Source organism: Streptomyces sp. N50 (assembly GCF_033335955.1).
GTDB lineage: Bacteria > Actinomycetota > Actinomycetes > Streptomycetales > Streptomycetaceae > Streptomyces.
In genome coordinates this window covers 5878074-5902140 of the sequence record NZ_CP137549.1, presented here as the reverse complement: position 1 = coordinate 5902140, position 24067 = coordinate 5878074, and the positions used below count along the sequence as shown (strand labels likewise).

The following is a 24067-nucleotide window of genomic DNA, read 5'->3' as shown; positions in this document are numbered from 1 at the left end:
GTACTCCTCAGAGCAGTTGCAGCACGACGATCAGCAGGACGAGCGCGAGCAGGACGATGCCCGCCACCTTCAGCGGGCCCATGCCGTGCTCCGGCTCCGGTGCGGTCGCGGGAGGTACCACCGGCACCGCAGGGCGCACTGGCACGTTGAACACGTCATGCCCCGTCACCGCCGCCCGCGTGCACCACGGGCAGGTCGGGAGGTGGGAGCCGTAGGAGTGCAGGGGGCGTTGCGGGCAGACCTGGACGCGGGAGCGCTCCTGGTCCAGGGCGCGTAGCCAGACCTCCGGGGTGGGGCGGGCGGAGGGGGCGTGGACGCCCGCGCCGAACGCCGTGTGGGCCAGGGTGAGGAGGCCCGGTGGGAGGACCGAGGGGTCGACGGTGCCGCGGGGGATGACGACCGCCTCGGGGCGGACGACGTAGGAGACGCTCGCGGCGATGTTGTCCTTGACCGTGGACTCGGGGGTGCTGTCGTGCGGGACGCCGCCGAAGGGGTGGTTGCCTGCCGTGAGGAGCTGGTAAATGAGCACCGCCAGCGCGAAGTTGTCGCTCTCCTCGGTGGCCGCCGCGCCCGACTGGCGTTCCGGTGAGGAGTAGTCGGTGGTGTGCATCAGGCAGGGGAAGGGCTCGCCGGTGACCGGGTCGGTGAAGGCGATGGAGTCGCAGTCGAGGAACGTGACGAAGCCGTTGGCGTCGACGACGACGTTGCTCGACGAGAAGTCGCCGATGACGAGGTGGTCGTAGTGCATGCGGGCCGTCATGAAGGCGAGGTTCCAGGCGACGCCGAGGAGGAAGCGCCAGTCGGCGCGGTCGCCGAAGAGGCGCAGGCGCTGGGCGCGGGTGAACAGGCCCACCAGCTGGACGTGTTGGGGTTCGCCGAACCGGCGCATGGCGTAGCCGAGGAACTCGCCCTCGGGGCTGCGGGCCATGGCGGTGGGCCAGGCGAGTTCGGGGGGCTGGTTGGCGTCGGTGGGGCGGGCGGCCAGGGGAGACATCGTGAGCATGCGGGCCAGGCGGCGCTCCAGGTCCGGGCCCGGGCGGTCGCGGTAGAGCTTGACGACGATCGTGTCGTCGCCCTCGACGGGGAAGACGGCCGCCTGTCCGCCGCCCTTGAGCGGGAGTTCGGCGAGGGTGACGGGCTTTCCGTCGAGGTGGACCGTGCGGCCGGTCACGGGGTCACCACGCGGACGGCCCGCAGGAGGGTCTTGTCGTCGGCGTTGAGGCTGGTGAGCCGGTCCGACCTGAGGAGGGCGGCGAGGCTCTCGTGGGCTTTGTCGGTCACCGGTCCGGGGGTGTCGAGGGAGCCCAACACCGCTTCCACGAAAGAGGTGTTGGGCTGCGGCGGGCCGCCGCCGGAGAGGGAGAGGGCGGCCTGGGTGAGGCCGTCGGTGGAGAGCAGGACGCCGTCGACGCGCGGGTCCGCCACGCAGTCGGTGCGCAGTCGGCGGGGCGCGTCGGGCGAGGTGAGGAAGACGGTCTCGTTGCTGTACTCGCTGACGGCGGGCGGCTGCGGGAGGAGGTGGAACTGCCGTTGCCCGTCCTCCGTTCCGGCGCGGACCACGACGAAGCCGTCGCCGACGCTGAGATGGCCGAGCCAGCCGGGGGTGAGGACCACGACGGTGAGGGTGGTCGCGTAGTCGGGGGCCGTGCTGCCGTAGGTGTCCAGGAAGATCTTGGACACGTCGTGGAAGGCGTCCGCGAGCAGGTCGTGGACCTCCTCCCCCGGCGGGCAGCCGGACGCGGCGGCCGCCCGGCGCCGGAAGTGCTCGGCCGCCAACTCGACGGCGTGCAGGGCCCCTTGGTCGGAGTGCGGGCGGCTGCCCGCGCCGTCGGCGACGGCGAGGACGGACACGGACGCGGAGGCCGTGTAGGTGCAGGCGTCCTGGCAGGGCGTGCCGGTGCGGCGGTGCCGGTAGCCCTCGACGCTCAGGCCGTGGATGCGCCAGGGCGACGCCGCCACCGCTCAGCTCTCCCAGGCCGGACGCTGGGTCTTGAACTGGCTGAAGATCTTCTCGAAGACCTCGTCGCCCGCGCCCTTCTGCTCGGCGTTCGCACTGGCCGACATCATCTGGAGCAGCTCGCGGAACGGGAAGCCCTGGATGCGCGCGTTGAACTTCGGCGCGAAGGCCTGGAGCACCTGCTCGCCGCGGTCGGTGATGCCGCCGACGCCGATCGCGTACAGCCGGAAACGGCGGGCCTGTTGCTCGTCGGCGAGGACGGGCAGCAGCCGGTGCCAGGAGTCGGTCATATGGCCGGTGGCGTCGGTGGGGAGGCCGTCGGTGACCAGGCAGATCTGCGGGCGGTAGTACTGGAGTCCGGAGGCGCGCAGCTCCGCCTTGCGGGCGGCGACGACATGCATGGCCAGTTCCAGCGCCTCCGTCATCAGGGTGACGCCGGACGCGGTGAACCGGGGTGCCTGGAAGGCGTGCGCGGGCACGAAGGGGCTCAACCGGGCGCGTGGGTCGAGGAGTTGGGGTCCGCGCCAGGCGCCGACGCCCTGGCCGCCGAAGGTGATCACGGCGACCTCGACGCTGTAGCTGAGGGAGACGTCGTCGTGGAGTTCCCGGGTCCACTCGGCGAGCGCGTCGTTGAGCGTCTGGATCGGCGCGCCCGCCATGGAACTCGACGTGTCGAGGCACAGGACGAGCGGCAGCCGTTGCGCGTTGTTCTCGAACTCGATGTCGGCGTACTCCGCCGGCAGCGTGGGCGGGTATTCGCTGTGCATGGCGTCTCCTGGTCGACCGGGCGGTACGGAGGTCACGAGGTGCCGCGCGCGTGGTGCCGGGCGGCGGGCGGGAAGGCGTACAGGACGTCGGAGTCGGCTTCGCGGGCGTCGGTGACCTCGACGTACGCGCCGGGGACGGGCGGGGTGCGGTCGGGTTCGGCCCACACCGCGCGGTAGAGGACGTGGTCGAGTTCGACGTAGCCCTGCGGGTGAAGTGCCGTACGGACCACTGCTGTTCGGGACGGGCCGGTGCGGGGGCCGACCTGGCGGCCGTAGGAGGACGGGGCCGGTGCGGGCGGCACGGGGCGCAGTCGGGCGGTGGTCTCGGCGCCGGTCTCCTCGGAGCGCGTCTCCGTGGCGCCTGCGACGGCCGGGGTGCGGGAGCGGCGGACGGCGAGGACGAGGGCCAGGAGCAGGAGGAGGAGTACGGCGGTCAGGGCGAGCAGCAGGACTCGTGTGTGGTCCGTGGACTTGTGGCCGCCCCCGAGTTCGGCGACGCCCACCTTCTTGTCGATCAGCTGGCCGCCGGTGAACGAGGAATTCTTGAGCGCCTTGCACAAGTCGCGGTCACAGGTGGGGAGTTCGGCCAGCGTTCTGGCGTCCAGCCGGTCGATCCGGGCGTCCCGGTCGACGAGTACGTGGCCGGCCAGGAGGAGCAGCGCGGTGCCGCCCTGGCCGGTGTGGACGCCGGCCGGCACCTGGACCCGGAGGTTCTTGAGGTCCCGGCGGACCGCGGCCCGACCGCCCTTCTGGCCGGCGTCGAAGCCCAGAGGCTTGTTCAGCGTGACCGTGACCACGGCCCCGTCGTCCAGCGCGTCCTGCCAGCAGCCCAGCCGTGTCGGAAAGTTCTTGCCGCAGTCGGCGCCGGCCGCGGCCGCCGGCCCCGCCGGAATCACCGCGATCAACAAGCCGAACAGCAGAGCAGCGAACAACGTATGTCTCATGACGACCCCCCGTTGGCGCCCATAGTGGAGCCAACAGGCGGGTGGCCGAAAGGGGTTGACTGAGAATGCTCAATTCACTTCTACAGCTGGAAAACCTGATGACAACGGGTGAACATCTGTCGCGCCCGTTCCACCCAATCACTGGCCAGAACATCGAAATCGGCCTGGGAGATCTGGCAGGTCAGCGGGAGGTCGCAGACTCCGGCGAGGCAGGGTCTGGGTCCGCGCACGTCCCACACCGAGAGCATGGGATTCAGTTGTTCGGTGTTCCACGCGTTCGACGCGGCGGCGGCGATCGCCAATTGATCCTTGCGCAGAGAATGACCGTCGGTGACAAAGGCGACAAGGAGTCTTTTCGTGGTCATGAAACGCACGGTGAGCGTGCGCCCGGACGCCTCTAGATCGAATTGCAGGGAGAGGGAATCGACCTCGCTCTCGACGTGGTAATTCCGGCGGGCGCCCCAGGTGTGGGTCAACTGCCGCCAGGACGAGCCGATGTCGTAGTCCCGGCCGGGCGGGAGGGAGGCCTCAGGCGTCGCCACGGGCCACCGCCCGCGTGATCATGTCGTCGGTGAGGCCGGCGTCCAGCAGGGCCTGCGCGTGCAGCAGCAGACAGGACGGCACCGGCAGACTGGTGCCGCCCCCGCGCCGGGCGGCGAGTTCACTCCGGCGGACCTCGATCGTGCGGGCCACGGCGGGCGGCGGCCAGGTCGCGGGGCGCGGCTGCGCCAGCAACTCGCCGAGCAGGACGGACAGTTGGGGCCGGTCCTCGGGGCGCTTCGCGAGACACCGCGCGAGCAGCGGCCGTAGACCCGGTGGTACGCCGTCCAGTTCGGGTGGGCGGTGCACGACCCGCAGGCTCACCGCCTCGCCCGTACCGAAGGGCGGGCGGCCGGTCAGCGCGTAGACCAGGACACCGCCGAGGGAGAACACATCGCTGGGCGGGCCGATCTGACCCGCCGTCATCTGCTCCGGGGACATGAACGGCGGGGTGCCGACCACGATCCCGGCCTGGGTGAGGCTCGGGGCGCCCTCGACGCGGGAGATGCCGAAGTCGATGACGCGGGGGCCGTCGGAGGCGAGCAGCACGTTGGCCGGTTTGAGGTCGCGGTGGACCAGGCTGGCCGCGTGGATCGCCTGGAGCGCCTCGACGAGGAACGCGCCGAGCCTGCGGACCTGGCCCTCGGGCAGCGGACCGTCGGCGCGAACGGCCTCGGCAAGCGACGGCCCGGGCACGTACATCGTTGCCAGCCAGGGGAGTTCGGCCTCGGTGTCGGCGTCGACGACGGCCGCCGTGTAGGCGCCGCTGACCAGCCGGGCGGCGGCGACCTCGCGGGCGAAGCGCTCGCGGAACTCGCGCTCCGCGGCCAGTTCGGGCCGTACGACCTTCACCGCCACCTCGCGCCCGGCCGGCGAGCGGCCGAGATACACCCAGCCCATCCCGCCGGAGCCGAGCCGCCCGGCGATCCGGTACGGCCCCACGCTCAGGGGATCGCTGACCGGAGTGCGCACCCCGCTCACCTCACTTCGGGGTTCGTTACAGGTTGTCCCGAGTGTCCCCCGAAATCCCGTCTTGGGCAGGGGGGATGCGCGAAATGGCGGTCAGGGATGCGCCGTGGGCCCTTGGTGGTGTAACGGCAACGGGCAGGGCCCCGCACGCCGTTGTGCGGAACCCTGCCCGTTGTGCTGGCACCGCGGCCGGCCTGTGACGACATTGCTGGTCAGGGCACAATCGGCGGCCGGCCGCGGAGTTTTCGGCGGGTGTCTAGCCCAGGCGCTCCACCAGTGCGCGGTACTCGTCCCACAGTTCCTTCGGGGTGTGGTCGCCGAAGGTATTGAGGTGGTCGGGGACCAGGGCGGCCTCCTCGCGCCACACGTCCTTGTCGACGGTGAGGAGGAAGTCCAGGTCGGACTCGGAGAGTTCGAGGCCCTTGGTGTCGAGGGCACCCTTGGCCGGCAGCACGCCGATCGGGGTCTCGACGCCCTCGGCGCGGCCGTCGAGGCGGTCCACGATCCACTTCAGGACCCGGCTGTTCTCGCCGAAGCCGGGCCACACGAACTTGCCCGCGTCGTTCTTGCGGAACCAGTTCACGTAGTAGATCTTCGGCAGCGTCGCCTGGTCGCGGCCCTTGGCCACATCGACCCAGTGGCCCATGTAGTCACCCATGTTGTAGCCGCAGAACGGCAGCATGGCGAAGGGGTCGCGGCGCAGCTCGCCGACCTTGCCCTCGGCGGCGGCGGTCTTCTCGGAGGCCACGTTGGCGCCGAGGAAGACGCCGTGGTTCCAGTCGAAGGACTCCGTCACCAGCGGTACGGCCGAGGCGCGCCGCCCGCCGAACAGGATCGCCGAGATCGGCACGCCCTTGGGGTCCTCCCACTCGGGCGCGATGATCGGGCACTGCGAAGCGGGCACCGTGAAGCGGGCGTTGGGGTGCGCGGCGGGCGAACCGGACTCCGGCGTCCAGGAGTTGCCCTTCCAGTCCGTGAGGTGGGCCGGAGTCTCCTCCGTCATGCCCTCCCACCAGATGTCGTTGTCGTCGGTCAACGCCACGTTGGTGAAGACGGAGTTGCCCCACAGCGTCTTCATCGCGTTGGCGTTGGTGTGCTCGCCGGTGCCGGGCGCGACGCCGAAGAAACCGGCCTCGGGGTTGATCGCGTAGAGCCGGCCGTCCTCCCCGAACCGCATCCAGGCGATGTCGTCACCGATGGTCTCGACGGTCCAGCCGGAGATGGTGGGCTCCAGCATCGCGAGGTTCGTCTTGCCGCAGGCGCTCGGGAAGGCGGCGGCGACGTACTTCGACTCGCCCTGCGGGGGCGTCAGTTTGAGGATCAGCATGTGCTCGGCGAGCCAGCCCTCGTCCCGCGCCATCACGGAGGCGATGCGCAGGGCGTAGCACTTCTTGCCCAGCAGGGCGTTGCCTCCGTAGCCGGAGCCGTAGGACCAGATCTCGCGGGACTCGGGGAAGTGCGAGATGTACTTGGTGGAGTTGCACGGCCACGGCACGTCCGCCTCGCCGTCGGCCAGCGGCGCTCCGAGCGTGTGCACAGCACGCACGAAGAATCCGTCGGTACCGAGTTCGTCGAGGACGGGCTGTCCCATGCGGGTCATGGTGCGCATGGAGACGGCGACGTAGGCGGAGTCGGTGATCTCGACGCCGATCGCGGAGAGGTCCGAACCGAGGGGGCCCATGCAGAACGGGACGACGTACATCGTCCGGCCCTTCATGGAGCCGCGGAAGATGCCCTGTTCTCCCGCGAAGATGTCCCGCATCTCGGCGGGCGCCTTCCAGTGGTTGGTCGGTCCCGCGTCCTGCTCCTGCTCGGAGCAGATGAACGTCCTGTCCTCGACCCGGGCGACATCGGTCGGGTCGGAGGCGGCGTAGTACGAGTTGGGGCGCTTGATCGGGTCGAGCTTCTTGAAGGTGCCCTTTTGGACGAGCTCCTCGCTGAGCCGCTCGTACTCCGCTTCGGATCCGTCACACCAGACCACGCTGTCCGGCTGGGTCAGTTCGGCGATCTCGTTGACCCACGAGATCAGTTCCTTGTGCTCGGTTGGGATGACGGGGGGAGCCGCGATGTCGCGCGCCACGATTGCTCCTATGATGAGGGATTTTGTCCTTGTTGCCCCGTGGGGGCCGCGACCCGGATGCTTCACGATGGTCGATCTTGGCGCTCATCCGGTGCCGACCGCACTCATTTGATCATCCGACGCGCCCGCCCATATGTCCAGAGGGCCTCACATACGAGCGACGTGAGGATCGCCACTCATCAGCCCCTCATCGACATGTTTTCCGTGCGTCACCATCGGTTCACCCCGGGTACCCGGACGCCGGTCACGCATGAGAGAGTGGCCACTTCTGGCCCTCATCTCGCCGCACTGATACGTAACTTACGGTTCCGTAGGTACGATTGAGCGCATGACTGCGTCCGTCCCCGACGCGCCCACGGACACGCCGACAGACGGCCACGGTCCCTCCGCGCCCTCCCTCCCCGACCACGTCAAACCGAAGTTGCGCGGCTGGCTGCACCTAGGCATGTTCCCGGCCGTTCTCGTCTCCGGCCTGGTGCTCACCGCTCTCGCCGACACGCCCCGGGCCCGTATCGCCTGCGGGATCTTCGCCCTGACGGCCTGCCTGCTCTTCGGGGTCAGCGCCCTGTACCACCGGGGCGACTGGAGCCCGCGCATGGACGGCGTCCTGCGCAGACTCGACCACGCCAACATCTTCCTGATCATCGCGGGCACGTACACGCCCCTGACGATGCTGCTGCTGCCGGGCGCCAAGGGCGAGTGGCTGCTGTGGAGCATCTGGGGCGCGGCCGCGGCCGGCATCGCCTTCCGCGTCTTCTGGGTCGGCGCACCGCGCTGGCTCTACACCCCCTGCTACATCGCGATGGGCTGGGCGGCCGTCTTCTTCCTGCCCGACTTCATGCGCACGGGCGGGATCGCCGTCCTGGTCCTGGTCGTCGTCGGCGGACTGCTCTACAGCGCGGGCGGCGTGATCTACGGCATCAAGCGCCCGAATCCGTCACCGCGCTGGTTCGGTTTCCACGAGGTCTTCCACTCGCTCACGGTGGCGGCGTTCCTCGTCCACTACGTGGGGATCTCGCTGGTGGCGTACCAGCACGGATAGCACCTGAGGCACCCACCGGGACACCTCTCTTCATGGCCACGGCTTTCGAGCCGTGGCCATTTTTCATGTCCGGATCCACTCCCTGACAGTTGATCCCTGTTGACATCCACCACCTTTTGACAGCTACTCTCATTTCATGGCTACTGTCACTAACTCCTCCGACGTGCGACGCGACCCGCGCCGCTGGTGGGCCCTCGGGGCCCTGGTCGCGAGCATGCTCACGCTCGGCTTCGACACGACGATCCTCAACGTCGCCCTGCCCACGATGGCGGGCGAACTCGGCGCCACCACCGGCCAGCAGCAGTGGATGGCCGACTCCTACGTCATCGTCTTCGCCGCGCTGATGCTCCCGGCGGGCCTGCTCGGCGACCGCTTCGGACGGCGCCGGATGCTGATCGCGGGGCTCGGCATCTTCCTCGCCGGTTCCGTGGCGGGCGCCCTGGCCGGTGACGTCACCTGGGTCATCGCGGCCCGCACGGTGATGGGCGTCGGCGCGGCCCTGGTCACCCCGCTCGCCCTGTCCGTACTGCCTTCCCTCTTCGGCCCCGACGAGCGCACCAAGGCCGTCGGCATCATCTCCGCGGCCTCCTCGCTCGGGCTGCCGCTCGGCCCGATCATCGGCGGCTGGCTGCTCAACCACTTCTGGTGGGGCTCGGTCTTCCTGGTCAACATCCCGATGGCCGCGATCGGCATCGCGGCCTGCGTCTTCCTGCTCCCCGAGACCAAGGACCCCGCGTCGCCCAGGGTCGACGCCCTCTCCACGGCCTTCACGGCGGCCGGCCTCGGCGCCCTCATCTACGCCATCATCGAGGCGCCCAGCCGCGGTTGGGGCGACCCGCTGATCGTGGGCATGCTCATCGGAGCCGCGATCCTCATCGCCGCGCTGGTGCTGCGCGAGCGGCGCATGGAACGCCCCATGCTCGACATGACCCTGCTCGCCCACCGCGGCTTCCTCTTCAGCTCCATCGCCGCGACCCTCGTCATGTTCGTCCTGTCCGGCCTGCTGTTCGTGCTGCCGCAGTACCTCCAGGCGGTGCTCGGCAACGACGCGCTCGGCACCGGCGTCCGGCTGCTGCCGATGATGGGCGGCCTGATCGTCGCGGCCCGGGCCGCACAGCCGCTCGTCAACAAGTTCGGCTCCCGTGCCGTGGTCTGCGCGGGCCTGGTGGTCCTGGCCTTCGCCGCGCTGCTCGGCAGCCGTACGACGGTCGACTCCGGCTACGGCTTCACCGCGCTGTGGCTGTCCATCACCGGGTTCGGCTTCGGCTTCTCGATCGTCCCCGCGATGGACGGCGCGCTGGGCGCGCTCCCCCGCGACCGGGCCGGCAGCGGCGCCGGGCTCCTGATGACCATGCGCCAGGTCGGCGCCGCGATCGGCATCGCCCTGCTGGGCAGCCTGCTCGCGAGCACGTTCCGCGACCGCCTCAATGTCACGGGCCTGCCCGCGAAGGCGGCGGACACGGCCGGCGAGTCGGTGGTGGCGGCGCACATGGTCGCGCAGAAGGCGGGCTCGGCAGACCTGGTGGCCTCCGCGAACAGCGCCTACGTCCACGGCATGGGCCTGGTCCTGATCGTGTGCGGCGTCGCGGCCCTGGTCACCGCGCTGCTCTCGGCGGCGTTCCTGCCGAACACGCCGGCCGCGCCCGCCAAGGAGGAGGCTGAGGAAGACCCGGCCACAGCCGTGGCCATCGCTCTGGCGGATGCCGGACAATGAACACCATGACGGCGACACCCTCCCCCTTCAGCCCCGCCGAACGCCCTCAACTGGGCCTCCGCGAGCGCAAGAAGATCAAGACCCGCGAGGCGATCCGCACCGCGACGTACGCACTGGTGAAGGAGCAGGGCTACGACGCAACCACGATCGAGCAGATCGCCGAGCGCGCCGAGGTGTCGCCGTCGACGGTCTTCCGCTACTTCCCCACCAAGGAAGACATCGTCATCACGGACGAGTTCGACCCGATCATCATGGAGGAACTGCGGGCCCGCCCAGCCGACGAACCATGGATGGTCACGCTGCGGTACGTGATGCAGCGGGCCATCAAGTACGGCTTGAAGGAGGACGAGGAGACCTCCCGCCTCCGCACCCACCTCATGGTCCAGGTCCCGGCGGTGCGCTCCCGCATGATGGAGAGCATGTCGGTCACCGGCACCATGCTCTGCGAGGCCATCGCCACCCGCACCGGCCGCGACCCGGAGAGCCTGGAGGTCCGCGTCTACGCCATGTCCCTCGTCGGCGGCCTCATGGAGACGTCCCTGTACTGGGCGGAGAACGGCCACCGGGAGGACTTCGCGGAGCTGGTGGACCGCACGATGGATGTACTGGAGCACGGGCTCACCGACTGAACCCCGGTGCGTGTCCGGCACGTTCGTGACCTGAGCGGGCCGGTGATCGAGAAGGAGGTCGTCGACATCGACGAACACGGGCGCCTGCGTGCACTTGAAGAGCAGGCCGAGGACGCCTGGTTGAACGGCCTGGCGGACAAGGCCGAGACCGAGGGGCTCGACGGCTCCGTCTCGCTTGAGGAGATGGCGGCCCTGCTCGGCGTCCGTGGTGGCGCCTGATTCCGACGGGGGAAGTCATCCCGATTCACGCCGCCGCCCAGCGGGACCTGCTGAAGATTCCCCGGCCCGACGCTCTGCGCATCCTCCACCGGCTCACCGAGTTGCAGAGGGCACTCGACACGAACGACACCTCGGCCCTCGACATCAAGGCCCTCCAGGGACACAACGCCCGCTGGCGCCTGCGCGTCGGAGACTTCCGCGTCGTGTACACGGTCGAGGACGGCGAACTGGTCGTGTGGGTGCTGTCCGCCGGCCATCACCGCGACATGTATCGAAACCTGTGAGCTCGGCACGGACGCACACCCCGACAGGGTGGCGCCCGCGCCCAGTTCGCAGGCGATCGCTAACCCTTCTTCTTCACCGTCCTCACGTCACCCTTCCCGCAAGCCACCCCGTCCCCGTTCGGGTCGAGCCGGAGCGGGTCGTCCTTGCCGTTGACCTTCAGGCGGCCGTAGTCGTTCTGCTGGAGCCATGAACAGCGGGCCGCGGTCGTCGACTTGACCTCCTTCGGGAAGACCGTCGGGACGCAGACGTTGATCGTGCCGTAGTGGCGGTCGCAGCCGGAGATGGTCGGGCTGACCTTCTGCGAGGTGCGCTTCTTGCCGGGCTCGGTGACCTTGCCCTGCAGGGAGTCCGCGAAGGAGTGGACGTGGGCCGAGGCGGTGTCCGTCGTCAGGGCCGAAGGGCCTTGCAGATGGACCCACTTGGCCACGGACGGGACACCGTTGGCGTCCACCGCGAAGAGCATGTACCAGCCGGGCGGGGCCAGGTTGGGGTTGCTCGTCACGTTCAGGTCGACCGTGTTGCCGTCCACCGAGAGCGGCAGATCCACGAACCGCTGGTTCGGGTCCGAGGAGTGCGTGACCGCGGCCGGGCGGATCAACTCGGCCTTGGCGATGGGCCGGTCGACGGTGATCGTCTGGGTGTCGCCGTACTCCCACTCGTTGTCGATGACCGAAGTGATCGTCGGCCGCGTGCCCTTGAGGAGATACGGCGGGGTGTAGATCGACACGTTGTGGTTCCAGGTGCCGTTGCCCGGGTTGTCACCGGTCGACATCACCCGGCCGTCCGGCAGCAGGAACGAGGAGGAGTGGTAGCCCCGGGCCTCCGGGTCGGCGGCCACCGGGTCGAACGTCGTGGTCGCCGGGTCGAAGATCGACGCCTCGTAGACGGGGTTCGCGCGGTTGTGCAGCGCGCCGCCCGTCTCCAGGACCGTGCCGTCCGGCAGGACCACGGCCGACACGTACATCTTGCCCTGAGCGCCCGTCTCGGCCACCGGACCGTTCCCCAAGTCGACCGTCCCCTGCGGGATTTGGGGACCGACCGTGTACGTCGGGTTCGCGGCCTTGAGGTCGATGATGTCGGTCAGCCGGTTCGCGTCCGGGTTGGAGTCGATGTTGCCGCCGCCGATGGTGAGGACCTTCTGGTCCTGCGCCGGAGGCAGCAACACGCTTGCGGACTGGTCGCGTTGGTCCTTGTTCTGCAGCCCGGACACCGACGTGATCGTGTTGGCGGAGTAGTCGTAGATCGCGCTGCCCGTCCCCGGGATGTTGTTCCCGAAGACATGGCTGCCCGTGTAGAAGAGCCGCCCGTCCTGCATCAGGACCATCGACGGATACAGCCCCCAGTACGACCACGTCTGGTTGACCTGTGACAACGGCAGCCACTTCTGCTGGGCGTCCGACCAGTACTCGGCGGTCACCGACCCCGTCGAGTCCTCGCGCAGCCCGCCGAAGGAGATGACGTCACCGTTGCCGAGCTCGGTCGCCGACGGGTACCAGTGACCGTCGTTGAGGTCGTTCGTCTTGCTGTACGTCTCGGTCACCGGGTCGAAGATGTACGAGTCCTTGTACCCCTCGTACCCGTGCGAACCGTCCGCCGCCGGGAACGCCTTGTTGCCGCTCAGCACCAGCACCCGGCCGTCCTGCAACTGGATGTGCCCCGAGCAGAACATGTCCTTCGGCGTCGGGATCACCTTGTACGTCCCGGCCACCGGGTCGTACACCGCGCTCGTGAACGTCCCCGCGTCGAACTGTTCCTCGCTGTTCCCCGACCCCGCGATCAGCAGCACCTTGCCGTTGTTGAGCACGACGGAGTGCATCGAGCGCACCGGGTTCTGCGTCGGGAGCACGTCCCAACGGCCGTTCGCACACTCCTCGGCGGTGGCCTGGCACGTCGCCGGCGGGAGCGTGTCGGGCACCTGGTCCATCGTGTAGTCGTCGGTGGTCGCGGACCCGGTGCCGTAGACCGAGACACCCCAGGTGATCCGGTCGGTACCGGCAGGCACCTCGGGCGTACGGACCGTGGCATGGGTCCAACTCCCCTGCATGTCCAGGGTCTTGAGGTCGGTCCAGTACTGCCACCCGGCCGTCGCGTCATGCCGGAACAGCGTGATGTTCGCGTCCGGCGTCGTCGTCTTGTACCAGAGCCCGAGGTCGTACTGCTTGCCCGCCGTCACCACCGGCGCGCAGGTCGTCGACTCGGTGATCAGCGCCTTCCGGTCACCGTCCACCCGCCGTGTCACGGTGACCTTCATGGCCTTCGAACCGGAATGGGCGTCCGAAGTCGTGGAGAAGTCGAAGTCGTTGTCGCCCCACCCGGACTTCTCCCAGCAGTACGGCATCCCGTCACTGCCCGCCGTCTCGAAGCCCGGGTTGAGGACGAGGTTCGCGGCCTCGGCGGACTGCGGTGAGGTGAGCAGCAGTCCGGCGGTCAGGGCGCCCACCCCGACGAAGGCGGTTCTTCTGCGGTACTTGTTCACACGGCTCTCCCAGCTTCCTTACGACTCCCTTTGCGGCGCGGGAGATAGACCAACGCCTCTGTGCCCACGAAGCGCAGGACGAACGTCATGACCAGCGCGAGCGCGGTCGCCGGTACGGCGCCCATGCCGAACTTGTGGATGAACAGGGCGATCAGCGGGATCCGCAGCACCAGGTCGGCGTTGGCGAGCAGCGCGAACCGGCTTGCCCGGTCCCACCAGTTGCGGTGCCGGCGCCGGTCGCGGAACAGGAGATGTTCGATGAGGTAGAAGTTCCAGGCCACGCCGAGCTGGTTGGCGAGGATCTCGGCCGGGACGTAGTGCATGCCCGTCTTGGTGAGCGCCCACAGGCCGACCAGGTTCGGGACGAAGCCGGTGGCGCCGATCAGGCCGAACACGATCATGCGCGCGACCGGCGAGGCGGTGCGCAGGCCGAGGAGGTGGCGGAGGAAGCGGAAGCCTTCCTGCGCCGTCGACTTGGACTCCCCCGCGAACCGGTCCTGGAAGACGAACGGCACCTCGGTGACCTGGCGCGGACGGCTGCGTACGGCGAGTTCGAGCAGGATCTTGTAGCCGAGCGGCTTGAGCGCCTCCGCCGTCACCGCGCTGCGCCGGATCGCGAAGAAGCCGCTCATCGGGTCGCTGATACCGCGGAGTCTGCGTGGGAAGAGCGTCTTGGTCAGCCAAGTCGCCCCGCGGGACACGGCGATGCGGTATCCGCCGGCGAGTCCCTCGCGGCTGCCGCCCTTGATGTACCGGGAGGCGACGACGAGCCCGGCGTGCGCGCGCTCGCCGGTGCCGACCAACTCCGGTACCAGGGACGGCGGATGCTGGAGGTCGCCGTCCATGACGACGATCCAGTCGGACGTCGCCGCCTTGATCCCCTCGACGACGGCGCCGCCGAGCCCGCCGACCGCCTCCTCCCGGTGCAGCACCGTGACCGGGAACGGACAGTCCTGCGCCGCCTGGGAGATCACCTCGGGGGTGTCGTCGGTGGAGTCGTCCACGAAGACGACCTCACAAGGGAGCCTGGTCGGCACGGATTCGGTGATCCGGCGCAGCAACTCCCGTACGTTCGCGGACTCGTTGAAGGTCGGGACGACGATGGTGACGGCACCGGGCTCGGCCAACTCCGCTCCGCGTACCGCCGGGTCGCCCAACTCCCCGGGGACCATGGACTCTTGGCTCATCGCTGGGCTCCCACGGTCGAGGACTGGATCTGCCGGATCTCGATGCGGTCGTCGCCGGTGCCGAAGGTGGCGACCGGGGTGGAGTGCTCGATCGCCGCCTTGACGTTGGCCAGGTCGACCGCGTCGCGCCGTACCGTCGGGGAGGCCACGACGTAGTCGATGTCCTTCCAGCCGTCGGGCAGGGTCTTGGTGACGGCCGGGTCGAGGTCGGCCTTGTAGAACCAGATGACCCCGAGCCCGGGCCGGTACCCGGCGTGCACCAGGTCGAGCCAGAGCGCGTCGTCGACGAGGACGCGGGTGTCCTTCGGGTCGGCGACCTCGGTGGACAGCCACTTCGAGGCGGCGCGGTAGGGGGCGTTGGCGTCGGTGGTCATGGCGGTGCGGTCGCCGTCGTACCACTTCGGTACGACATAGGCACCGGCCGCGATCGCGAGGACCACGGCGAGGGTGTACCTGCCCCCCGTGACGTAACGTTTCTCCCCTTCCCCACGCCATCTGCGCAGCACCGCGTGGGCGACGGAGGCGGTGCCCCCGGCCAGCACGAGGGCGAGGAAGGGCAGCGCGCCGATGATGTACATCGCGGGCAGGTAGCCGTTGGGGCGCAGGGAGACCAGGGCGAGGATCGCCACGGTCATGGCGGGTCCGGCGAGGGAGCGGGCGGTGACCGACCAGCGCCAGGTCAGCAGCAGGAGCAGCGCCCCGGCGAGCCCGCCCAGCGGCAGGACGCGGTCGTAGTACAGCCAGGAGTGGAGGACGCCGTAGGAGCCCGTGCCCTGGTCGAGGATGAAGCCCGAACCGGGTCTCGTCATCTGGTACTTGAGGCCGTCCCAGAGCGAGACGTGGCCGCTGCCCGGCAGCAACTCGCCCTTGAGCAGGGCGAAGAGGGGGTACGCGAGGCCGATGAGGGCGCAGGCGGTGATGGCGCCGGTGAGGGCGAACTTCCTCGTGTCGCGGTGTCCGTGGCGCCACATGGTGAGCAGCAGCGCCGGGAGGATGACGAGCATCGTCTCCTTGGTGAGGACCGAGGCCGCGCCGGCCAGTCCCGCTCCGAAGTGGTGCCAGAGATGGCGACTTGGGGACGCGGCCAGGCAGAACGCGAGCAGCATCCACATCACGGCGATGTTGTCGAGGAAGATCTCCCGCTGGAGGATCACGGACAGCGGGGACAGCCCGAAGAGCAGCATGGCCAGGCCGGCCGCCCAGCGCGGGAGCGAGAGCCGGCGGGCGAGGACGTAGACGAGGACCGCGCTGATCGCGCTGATGACCAGCATCGCGAGGCGCATGGTGCCGACGGTCATCGAGTCGGGGCTGAAGTGCGCGGGGATCCAGGTGAGCAGGGCGATCTGGATCCAGCCGAGGGGCGGATGGTCGTACCAGTAGGTGTAGTGGGCCAGGCCGGTGCCCTGTTGGACGGCCCAGGCCTGGGCGAGATAGGTGCCCTCGTCGTCGCTGAGCGTCGGGTAGTCGGCGATGTTCCAGCCCTGCACGACGAGGATCGCCGTGAGGAGCAGGCCGCAGAGGAGGAGGTCGGGGCGGGAGGAACGGAGCCGGGAAGGTGGCGCCGTTCGACTGGCCGAACCGGTTTCAGGCGCAGGCTGCCGCTGCGCGGGGACCGTGGTGGTCACCGCGGGAAGTGTGGAGGTCACGCAGGAACGTCCTCTCGGATCACTGCGGTTTCGGTGAGGTGCGCGCCGACGTGGGACGTCAACTCCCAGTCGTTCCGGCCGCGTTGCTCACGCCACACTGCGCGGATCGCGGCTCCGGCGAGGAGCACCTGGTAGAACGGGCCGCCCACGACGAGCTTCAGATAGTGGACGGCGCGGACACGGAGTCCGTACTGCTTGCCGAAGTCGTGCAGGCCGACGACCTCGAACACGAAGGTGACGGCGGCGGTGACCAGCGGCAGGAAGGTGAGGAACGCGATGCCCACCGGCACGTCCAGGAAGAGCGCGACCGCCGCGTTCAGCGGGATGATCACCCCGGAGAAGGCCTGCAGGAACGGGGTCATCAGCGTGTAGCGGGCGAGCAACCGCTGCCCGAATCCCGGGAGTTGCTTCCAGTCCTGCTTCCGGTAGACCTGAAGGAAGCCCTGGTTCCAGCGAGTTCGCTGCTTGAGCAACGACATCAGCGAGCCGGGGGTCTCCTCCCGGGTCACCATGTCGGAGTCGTAGGCGACGACGACCTTCTTGCCGACGCTGGACAGCCGCACGCCCAGGTCGCAGTCCTCGGCGAGGCAGTCGGGGTCCCAGCCGTCGGCCTCGCGCAGGACGTCGGTCCGCACGAAGACGGTGTTGCCGCCCAGCGGGATGAACCCCTTCTGCGCGTGCAGGTGCAGCCGGGACCGGAACCAGAAGAAGTACTCCAGGCAGTTGCGCAGGCTGTACCAGCTGGAGTGGAAGTTGATGAGCTGGACGCCCCCCTGGACGACGTCCGCTCCCGTCGTCCGGAACGCGTGGTCGACGTGGGCGAGCAGCGCCGGATGGACCTGGTCCTCGGCGTCGAAGACCCCGACGACATCGCCGCGGCAGTGCGGCAGCGCCGTGTTCATGGCCTTCGGTTTGTTCTTCTTCTCGTGGGTGTCGACGACGACGCGGACGCGCGGGTCACGCTCGGCGGCGCTGTCGGCCACCGCCGCGGTCTCGGGGTCGTCGTGCCCCACGATCACGATGATCTCGAAGTCGGTGTGTGTGGACTCCAGCAGCCGCTGGATGGTGTGGTCGAGCACGGCCTGTTCGTGCCGGGCCGGCAGCAGCAACGAGAACGAGACGTGCTCGTCCCCGTCCGGGCTGCTGAATCGGGTGGAGGCGAGCACTTCGGGCGTACGCCACGCGTGCATCTGCCACCACAGGGTGAAGGCGGCCATCCAGAACAGGGCCAGCGAAACGACGGCGATGAAGACAGACGTCAGCACAACAGATCCCCCCAGATCCCAATACCCCCTGGCGCGACGGTGAGTTACCTCCGTCGCGTCACGAGGCAGAGACTATGGGCGATCTGTGAAGCGAGCAGGTGATTTCAGTGAAGAGCGTGTTTCGTCACAATGAGGCACCCACATGAGCATTTCTCGTACTGGTCTCGTTTGCGGTGGTTACGACTCCGACGTTTCACCTGGTCAGCGCGGTGCGCAGGTGCTCCGGGTCGGTCGTCGGCGCGTCGCAGGTAAAGTTACGGCAAACGTACGCGGCCGGTCCACCGTCGACCAGGGGCCGGTCGGCGAGCAACGGCAGTTCGTCACTCCCCGCCACCCCGAAGGCCACCACCGCCCCGGGCGCGGTCCCCAGAAGTGCCGTACGGTGCAAGGCTTTTGTGCCTTCGTCAGTGAACGACGGCCCTACGACGGCCACCTCGCGCGGCCCGTCGAGATACGCCTCGGCGACGGCGAGCCCCCACCCGATGAACCGCGGCACGCGCGGCCCGAGCGCCTTCACGACCCCCAACGCCCTTTCCGCGGCGGTGCGATGGGGCTCGGCGCCGGTCTGCGCGGCATAGCTCAGCAGCGCACCCGCGGCGGCGGTCCAGCCGGACGGGGTGGCGTTGTCGGTCGGATCCTGCGGCCGCCGGATGAGCCGCTCGGCGTCGGAGGCGGTGTCGTAGAGCGCCCCGGACTCGTCGACGAACCCGGCGAGCACGTGGTCGAGCAGGAACCCGGCGAACTCCAGCCAGACCCCCTCCCCCGTCACGGACGCCAGCGCGAGGAAGCCCTCGGCGACATCTGCGTAGTCCTCCAACACCCCTGCGTTGGCGCTGACTTGGCCGTCCTTGCTGGTGCGGGCGAGCTTGGCGTGCTCGTCGAGATGCAGCCGTACGAGGAGATCGGCGGCGGACACGGCGGCCTCGACCAGGTCGGGTCGGTCGAAGTAGGCGCCGGTCTCGGCGAGCGCGGCGATCGCGAGGCCGTTCCAGGCGGCCACCACCTTGTCGTCGCGGCCGGGGGCGGGGCGCCGTGAACGGGCCTCCAGGAGACGGCTCTTGACGGACTCGATCTTCGCGGCGTCGAAGACCCCTTCGTGCTGCGGGAGTTGGAGGACGGACTGCCCTTCCTCGAAGGTGCCGTCCTCGGTGACGCCGAAGTACTGGGCGGCGAGGGCGGCATCCTCGTCCCCGAGAACTTCGGTGAGCTGAGCGGGCGTCCAGACGTAGTAGGCGCCCTCGACGTGCTTGCCGGTCCCCGTCCCGTCGTCGCTGTCCGCGTCGAGGGCGGAGGCGAACCCGCCCTCGGCGGTGCGGAGTTCACGCACGATGAAGTCGGCGGTCTCGACGGCGACGCGGCGCGCGAGCTCGGAACCGGTGCTGCGCCACAGGTGGGCGTACACACGACACAACAGGGCGTTGTCGTAGAGCATCTTCTCGAAGTGGGGTACGACCCACTCACGGTCGACGGAGTACCGCGCGAAGCCTCCGGCGAGCTGGTCGTAGATGCCGCCGCGGGCCATGCGCTCGCAGGTGTCCCGGGCCATCTCCAGGGCGCCCTCGGCGCCGGTGCGGGCGTGATGCCGCAGCAGGAACTCCAGCGCCATGGACGGCGGGAACTTGGGTGCGCCGCCGAATCCGCCGCGCTGGGGGTCGTACTCGCGGGTGAGCCCGAGGAGTGCGCGGGACAGCTCCTCCTCGCCGGGGGCCTCGGTGCTGCCGTAGTCGATCTCGCGCTGGGACAGGTCCCGGGTGATCTTCCCGGCGACCTCGGCGACCTCGTCCCGCCGGTCGGTCCACGCGCTGCGCACCCCCTCCAGCACCTGGCGGAACGAGGGCATGCCGTGGCGGGGCGCGGGCGGGAAGTAGGTACCGAAGTAGAAGGGCTCGGCGTCCGGCGTGAGGAACACGGTCATGGGCCAGCCGCCCTGGCCGGTGGCCGCCTGCACGGCCTCCATGTAGACGGCGTCGACGTCGGGACGTTCCTCGCGGTCGACCTTGATGCTGACGAAGTGCTCGTTGAGGTAGTCGGCGGTGGGGTGGTCCTCGAAGGACTCGTGGGCCATGACGTGGCACCAGTGGCAGCTGCTGTAGCCGACGCTGAGCAGCACCGGCCGGTTGGACCTCCTGGCCTCGTCGAAGGCCTCGGCCGACCAGGGCCACCAGTCGACGGGGTTGTCGGCGTGCTGGAGCAGATACGGGGATGTCTCATGGGCCAGTCGGTTCACGGCAATCAGCCTCTCACGTCGGTCCGCGGCGGCCCGGCGGTCGGCGCCCGAAGAGCGACCCGATTCCGCGGCGGTTCCGACTCCCACGGCTCTCATCTGCAGTCGGGCGCCTGGGTGCACCGGACAGTACGCTGAGCCGAGCAGCACCGGAACTGTCGAGCATCCTCGCAAGGAGGTACGCCATGACCGCCGAGATGGTCGCGCCCGCCTGGATGCACACGCAGATCAGCGCGGAGCAGTACGACTCCTGGTCCGAGGAGCAGTGCGCCGGCATCGAGATCGTGGACGGGATGGTCGTGGTGAGCCCGAGTGCTTCCAAGCGGCACAATCGACTGGCCCGAATCCTGGCCAATGCCCTGGATGCCGCCGCAGGCCCGGACTGGAACGCCGACACGGACTTCGACGTGCGTCTGCAGGACGTTCCGCTCACCAACCGGCGTCCGGATGTCGCCGTGTACCGGGCGGAGACCATCGATCTCACGCCCACCCGCCCCGAACACGTACTCCTGGTAGTCGAGGTCGTGTCGCCCGGCTCGGAGACCACGGACCGGATCGTGAAGGTGGACCAGTACGCCAAGGCCGGCATCCCGTTCTACTGGCGGGTCGAACAGGCCGTCACCGGTGTCCCGATCGTCTACACGTACGTTCTCGACCCCGCCACCAAGGCGTATCGGGACGGCGAGATGTTCACCGGCGTGATCAAGGCTGCCGCGCCGTTCTCCGTGACCGTCGACCTCGGATCAGTCTGACGTCCGGCGTTCCCTCCGCTTCCACTTCCGCACCGCGAACGATCGATCGTCACGATGAATGGTTGATCGTCACGGCCAGCGGATGATCGTCGCCCCCTCGCGCTAACGCCTCCCCCGAAGGACACTCATAGGCCAGGAAGTTGCCGCCGGAGGGGGACGACACATGCGGGACGGCCATCGGACCGATGCCGAGCGGCTGTTGGCTCGGGCCGTGGAGGAGGAGGTGCGGCGCTCCGGCGGGCGCACGGACGGGCAGGTGCTGCTGGCGCGGTCCCGGGCCGCTCTGGACGCCATGGCCCAGACGGCGGCCGAGGAGTACGCGGCCTACACGGGGGCTCTCGACGAGGCGTCGGCGGGGCAGCTCACCTTCGGGCAGCGGTATGCGCGGGAGGGTGGGACAACTCCCTTGCTGGTGGCCGGTGTCGGTGCGGTTGCCGCTGTCGTGGCCGACCTCGCCCTCGGCACCGGGACCGGTACGGCCTTCGGTGCCGGGGTGACCGTCGGGGTCGTGGGCGCCGCGGCGACCGTCGTGAAGGTGACCGCGTCCCACCTGCCCGCCGCGCATCACCGCGCCGGTGCCGTGAGCCAGCCCGGTGGTCCGGAGCAGTTGCGGTTGCAGTGGCTGACGGCGCTGGAGGTGCGGGGCATCCGGCCGTTCCTGGACCAGCAGCGGGTGCTCGCCGCCTCGACCGGGCCGACGCGGAAGCCGGGGCCGCAGTTGCGCGGTGCGGACAAGAGCGCGGCGGCACGGAGGAGGAGTGTGCTGGAGCAGTCGTTCGGTCAACTCCCCGACGCGGACGGTGTGTTCGCCGGGCGGCGGGCCGAGCTGGCGCGGATCAGGCAGCTTGTGCAGGCGGGGCGGGCGAATACGGAGACCCGGCCTACCGTGGTCGTGCTGCACGGTGCGCCCGGTTCGGGGCGTACCACCCTCGCGGTGCGGGCCGCGCACGATCTGCGGGACCAGTTCCGCGGGGCTTGCGTGGTGGATCTGCGCGGCGACAGCCCGGGCGAGCCGCCGCTGCCCACGCGTGACGCCCTGCTGCATCTGCTGAACCGGCTCGGCGCACCGCGCGAGCAGTTGCTGTTCCGCGAGCGCTCCTCACCCGACCAACAGGTCAAGCGGCTGGGCGAGTTGTACCACCAGCACCTGACCGGACTGCCGGTGACGATCGTGCTGGACGACGCCTCCGACGTCGCGCAGGTGGCCACGCTGGTGCCCGAGCGCTCGGACAGCCTGGTCGTGGTCACCGCCCGCAAACCCCTCGATCTGCCCGCCGAACTCGCCGCCTGGGTGCACCAGTTGCCGGTGGAGTCACTGGACGCGGCGGGCGCGGAGGAGCTGCTGGGGGCGGCGGCGCAGGACGGTTCGGAGCCGTACGACGCCGAATCGGCCGACCGGATCAGGGAGTTGTGCGGCGGGCTGCCGCTGGCGCTGCGGATCGCGGGCTCGTCCCTCGGCGCGCGCTCCCCTGGTCAACTGGCCACGGATCTCGGCGCGTACGGCCCGGTGGAGCCGGTCGAGCGGGCGCTGTGGCTGCGTTACACCGATCAGTCCGACCCGGCCCGCGCACTGCTGCGCAGGCTGGCGCTGGCCGGCCGGGCCTCGCTGGGCGCGGCAGCGGCGGCGGCCCTGCTGGGCGCCGACGAGACCGAGGCCACCCGCCAGTTGGAGGCCCTGTCCCGGGCGGGCCTCATCGACCACGTCCGCGGCACCCGCTACCGCCTGCACGACCTGGTCCGCGCCTTCGCCCAGGCCCGCCTCCTCGACGAGGAGGAGTCGGCCGAACGTACCGCCGCGCAGGAGCGGTTGATCGTGAACTACGGCGAACTCGCCGACTCCGTCCTGCGGTTGGTCGACGGCAACATGTCGACGCGCTCGGACCGCTTCGGCCCGCACGGCTTCACCTCGCTGGATGAGGCGCTGCGCTGGCTGGACGACGAGTCGAGCTTCATCACCTCGACGCTGCGGCACGCGGAGGGCGTCGACCAGGGCGCCGTACTGAATCTGCTGGGCGCGCTGTGCGACTACTGCCTGCTGCGCGGCGACCTCTACCGGCTCGGTGAGATCAGCGAGTTGGCGCAGGCCGTCGACCAGGGGCTGCTCGTCCGCTCGGTGCAGTGGCGCACGGGCATCGCGGCCCGGCAACTCGGCGAACTCGACAAGGCGCGCACCACCCTCACCTCCGTCGTCGACCTCTACATGGAGGCCCATCACGACGCGGGCGCCGCCCGCGCCCTCTGCTCGCTCGGTATCACCCTCCACCACCAGGGCAACCTCACCGAGGCGGCGGCGAAACTCCGCGAGGCCCTCGACCTGCAGGCCCCGCCCCAACTGGCCACGGACCGCGCCTGGACGATGCACGCCCTGGCCGCCGTGGAGCGGGATCGCGGCCGACTCCCGGAAGCCATGCGGCTGTTGACCGACTCCCTGGTCCTGCACCGCGCCGGCGAATCCGTCCACGGCGAGGCCTGGGCCCACTTCCAGCTCGGCCAACTCGGCCTGCGCATGGGCGACATCCCCCGCGCCGAGTCCGAACTGACCACCGCCCTCGGCCTCTACGGCCGCACCCGCGACGCCCGCGGCGAGGCCTGGGCCCTGACCCAGCTGGCCCGCGCCCGCCTCGTCGCCGGCGACCCGTCCCCGGCTGTCGACGGCCTGCGCCAGGCGGCCGCCCGGCACCGCGACAACGAGGACGCGCGCGGCGAGGCCTGGACCGTCTACTACCTCGGCCAGGCCCTGGAGGAGACCGGCAACCTGGACCTCGCGGTCCGCGAGCTGGAACGCTCCCGCACGATGTTCTCCCGCATGCGCGACGTCTACGGCCTCGCCTGCGCCCGGCACCACTCGGCGCGCGTGACCCGCGACCAGCGCGCGGCGCAGACCGGTTCGCTGCGCAACTCCGGGTTCGCCCGCCAGCTCCTCGTCGACGCCCGCGCCGACTTCCAGCGCATCGGCGTCGCCCACGGCGAGGCGTGGACCTGCCTGGAGCTCGCGGTCGTCGACGCGGGCAACGCCCGTACGCAACAGGCGCTGACACTGTGCGACGAGGCCGTAGGCCTGTTCACCTCGTACGGCGACCACCGCGGCGAGGACTGGGCGCACTTCCTGCGCGCCACCCTGCTGCCGTACGCGGCCCCCGGCGGGGTCGAGGTCGGCACGGCGGTCGCCCAGGAGGAACTGGCCCAGCTGTCGCGCACCCGGCATCCGCACCGCGACGAGAAACTCGACGACTACGCGGAGGCGTACCAGCTGCTGCTGGAGCGAGGCGTGAACCTGGAGGCGGGCTGGCAGGCGTGGCGGCTCGGCATGGTGCCGAGCCGGCATGCGCGGGAGGTGATGGGGGTGGCGGTGTCCGGCACCCCCTGAGCAC

General features: G+C 69.9%; 19 protein-coding genes. 7 read left to right on the top strand and 12 right to left on the bottom strand.

From position 1 onward, the window contains the following. Positions 1-7 precede the first annotated feature (7 nt). The 7 genes from R2B38_RS26685 to R2B38_RS26655 form a co-directional block, all read right to left on the bottom strand. Positions 8-1171 (bottom strand): hypothetical protein, encoded by a 1164-nt coding sequence (locus tag R2B38_RS26685; RefSeq protein WP_318018505.1) that lies wholly within the window; start codon positions 1169-1171, stop codon positions 8-10. After that, positions 1168-1959 (bottom strand): PP2C family serine/threonine-protein phosphatase, encoded by a 792-nt coding sequence (locus tag R2B38_RS26680; protein ID WP_318018504.1) that lies wholly within the window; start codon positions 1957-1959, stop codon positions 1168-1170. Before R2B38_RS26680 ends, R2B38_RS26685 begins: the two co-directional genes overlap by 4 nt. 3 nt (positions 1960-1962) lie before the next feature. After that, entirely contained in the window at positions 1963-2724 is a 762-nt protein-coding gene (locus R2B38_RS26675; RefSeq protein WP_318018503.1) for a vWA domain-containing protein, read from the bottom strand. A gap of 32 nt (positions 2725-2756) precedes the next feature. After that, positions 2757-3668 carry a hypothetical protein gene (locus R2B38_RS26670; RefSeq protein ID WP_318018502.1) on the bottom strand — a complete coding sequence of 304 codons (912 nt, stop codon included), beginning with the start codon at positions 3666-3668 and terminating at the stop codon, positions 2757-2759. Between the two features lie 80 nt (positions 3669-3748). Then, positions 3749-4210: a hypothetical protein gene (locus tag R2B38_RS26665; protein ID WP_318018501.1), complete on the bottom strand. Its 462-nt coding sequence runs from the start codon at positions 4208-4210 to the stop codon at positions 3749-3751. Continuing rightward, positions 4197-5180, bottom strand: a complete 984-nt coding sequence (locus R2B38_RS26660; RefSeq protein WP_318018500.1) for a serine/threonine-protein kinase — start codon at positions 5178-5180, stop codon at positions 4197-4199. Before R2B38_RS26660 ends, R2B38_RS26665 begins: the two co-directional genes overlap by 14 nt. Before the next feature lie 253 nt (positions 5181-5433). Beyond that, complete coding sequence (locus R2B38_RS26655; protein ID WP_318018499.1) at positions 5434-7257, bottom strand: phosphoenolpyruvate carboxykinase (GTP); 1824 nt, start codon at positions 7255-7257, stop codon at positions 5434-5436. Between the two features lie 328 nt (positions 7258-7585). Between R2B38_RS26655 and trhA the strand changes: the two genes are divergently transcribed. The 5 genes from trhA to R2B38_RS26630 all read left to right on the top strand — a co-directional run bounded on the left by trhA (position 7586) and on the right by R2B38_RS26630 (position 11145). Further along, positions 7586-8299: a PAQR family membrane homeostasis protein TrhA gene (trhA, locus tag R2B38_RS26650; RefSeq protein ID WP_318018498.1), complete on the top strand. Its 714-nt coding sequence runs from the start codon at positions 7586-7588 to the stop codon at positions 8297-8299. Between the two features lie 136 nt (positions 8300-8435). Continuing rightward, entirely contained in the window at positions 8436-10013 is a 1578-nt protein-coding gene (locus R2B38_RS26645) for a DHA2 family efflux MFS transporter permease subunit (protein WP_318018497.1), read from the top strand. Then, positions 10010-10642: a TetR/AcrR family transcriptional regulator gene (locus R2B38_RS26640; protein ID WP_318018496.1), complete on the top strand. Its 633-nt coding sequence runs from the start codon at positions 10010-10012 to the stop codon at positions 10640-10642. Before R2B38_RS26645 ends, R2B38_RS26640 begins: the two co-directional genes overlap by 4 nt. Positions 10643-10684: 42 nt before the next feature. Further along, entirely contained in the window at positions 10685-10861 is a 177-nt protein-coding gene (locus R2B38_RS26635; RefSeq protein ID WP_411978499.1) for a hypothetical protein, read from the top strand. Then, on the top strand, positions 10858-11145 hold the full coding sequence (locus tag R2B38_RS26630) for a type II toxin-antitoxin system RelE family toxin (RefSeq protein WP_411978584.1): 288 nt from the start codon (positions 10858-10860) through the stop codon (positions 11143-11145). The genes R2B38_RS26635 and R2B38_RS26630 overlap by 4 nt, the downstream gene beginning before the upstream one ends. 59 nt (positions 11146-11204) lie before the next feature. On the opposite strand, the gene R2B38_RS26625 is transcribed toward R2B38_RS26630, so the two are convergent. The 5 genes from R2B38_RS26625 to R2B38_RS26605 all read right to left on the bottom strand — a co-directional run bounded on the left by R2B38_RS26625 (position 11205) and on the right by R2B38_RS26605 (position 19947). Further along, a complete protein-coding gene (locus tag R2B38_RS26625; protein ID WP_318018495.1) occupies positions 11205-13622 on the bottom strand; it encodes a galactose oxidase early set domain-containing protein in 2418 nt (805 codons plus the stop codon). Next, positions 13619-14809 carry a glycosyltransferase family 2 protein gene (locus R2B38_RS26620; RefSeq protein WP_318018494.1) on the bottom strand — a complete coding sequence of 397 codons (1191 nt, stop codon included), beginning with the start codon at positions 14807-14809 and terminating at the stop codon, positions 13619-13621. Before R2B38_RS26620 ends, R2B38_RS26625 begins: the two co-directional genes overlap by 4 nt. Then, on the bottom strand, positions 14806-16455 hold the full coding sequence (locus R2B38_RS26615) for an ArnT family glycosyltransferase (protein WP_318018493.1): 1650 nt from the start codon (positions 16453-16455) through the stop codon (positions 14806-14808). The genes R2B38_RS26620 and R2B38_RS26615 overlap by 4 nt, the downstream gene beginning before the upstream one ends. Continuing rightward, positions 16452-17720, bottom strand: a complete 1269-nt coding sequence (locus R2B38_RS26610; RefSeq protein ID WP_033285233.1) for a glycosyltransferase — start codon at positions 17718-17720, stop codon at positions 16452-16454. The genes R2B38_RS26615 and R2B38_RS26610 overlap by 4 nt, the downstream gene beginning before the upstream one ends. Positions 17721-17913: 193 nt before the next feature. Then, positions 17914-19947, bottom strand: coding sequence for a thioredoxin domain-containing protein (locus R2B38_RS26605; protein ID WP_318018492.1), 2034 nt, complete (start codon positions 19945-19947; stop codon positions 17914-17916). A 182-nt stretch (positions 19948-20129) separates the two neighbouring features. Here R2B38_RS26605 and R2B38_RS26600 point away from each other — a divergent pair, with 182 nt between their 5' ends. Both R2B38_RS26600 and R2B38_RS26595 read left to right on the top strand, forming a co-directional pair. Beyond that, positions 20130-20696 carry a Uma2 family endonuclease gene (locus R2B38_RS26600; protein WP_318018491.1) on the top strand — a complete coding sequence of 189 codons (567 nt, stop codon included), beginning with the start codon at positions 20130-20132 and terminating at the stop codon, positions 20694-20696. A 163-nt stretch (positions 20697-20859) separates the two neighbouring features. Then, complete coding sequence (locus R2B38_RS26595) at positions 20860-24063, top strand: tetratricopeptide repeat protein (RefSeq protein ID WP_318018490.1); 3204 nt, start codon at positions 20860-20862, stop codon at positions 24061-24063. Positions 24064-24067 lie beyond the last annotated feature (4 nt).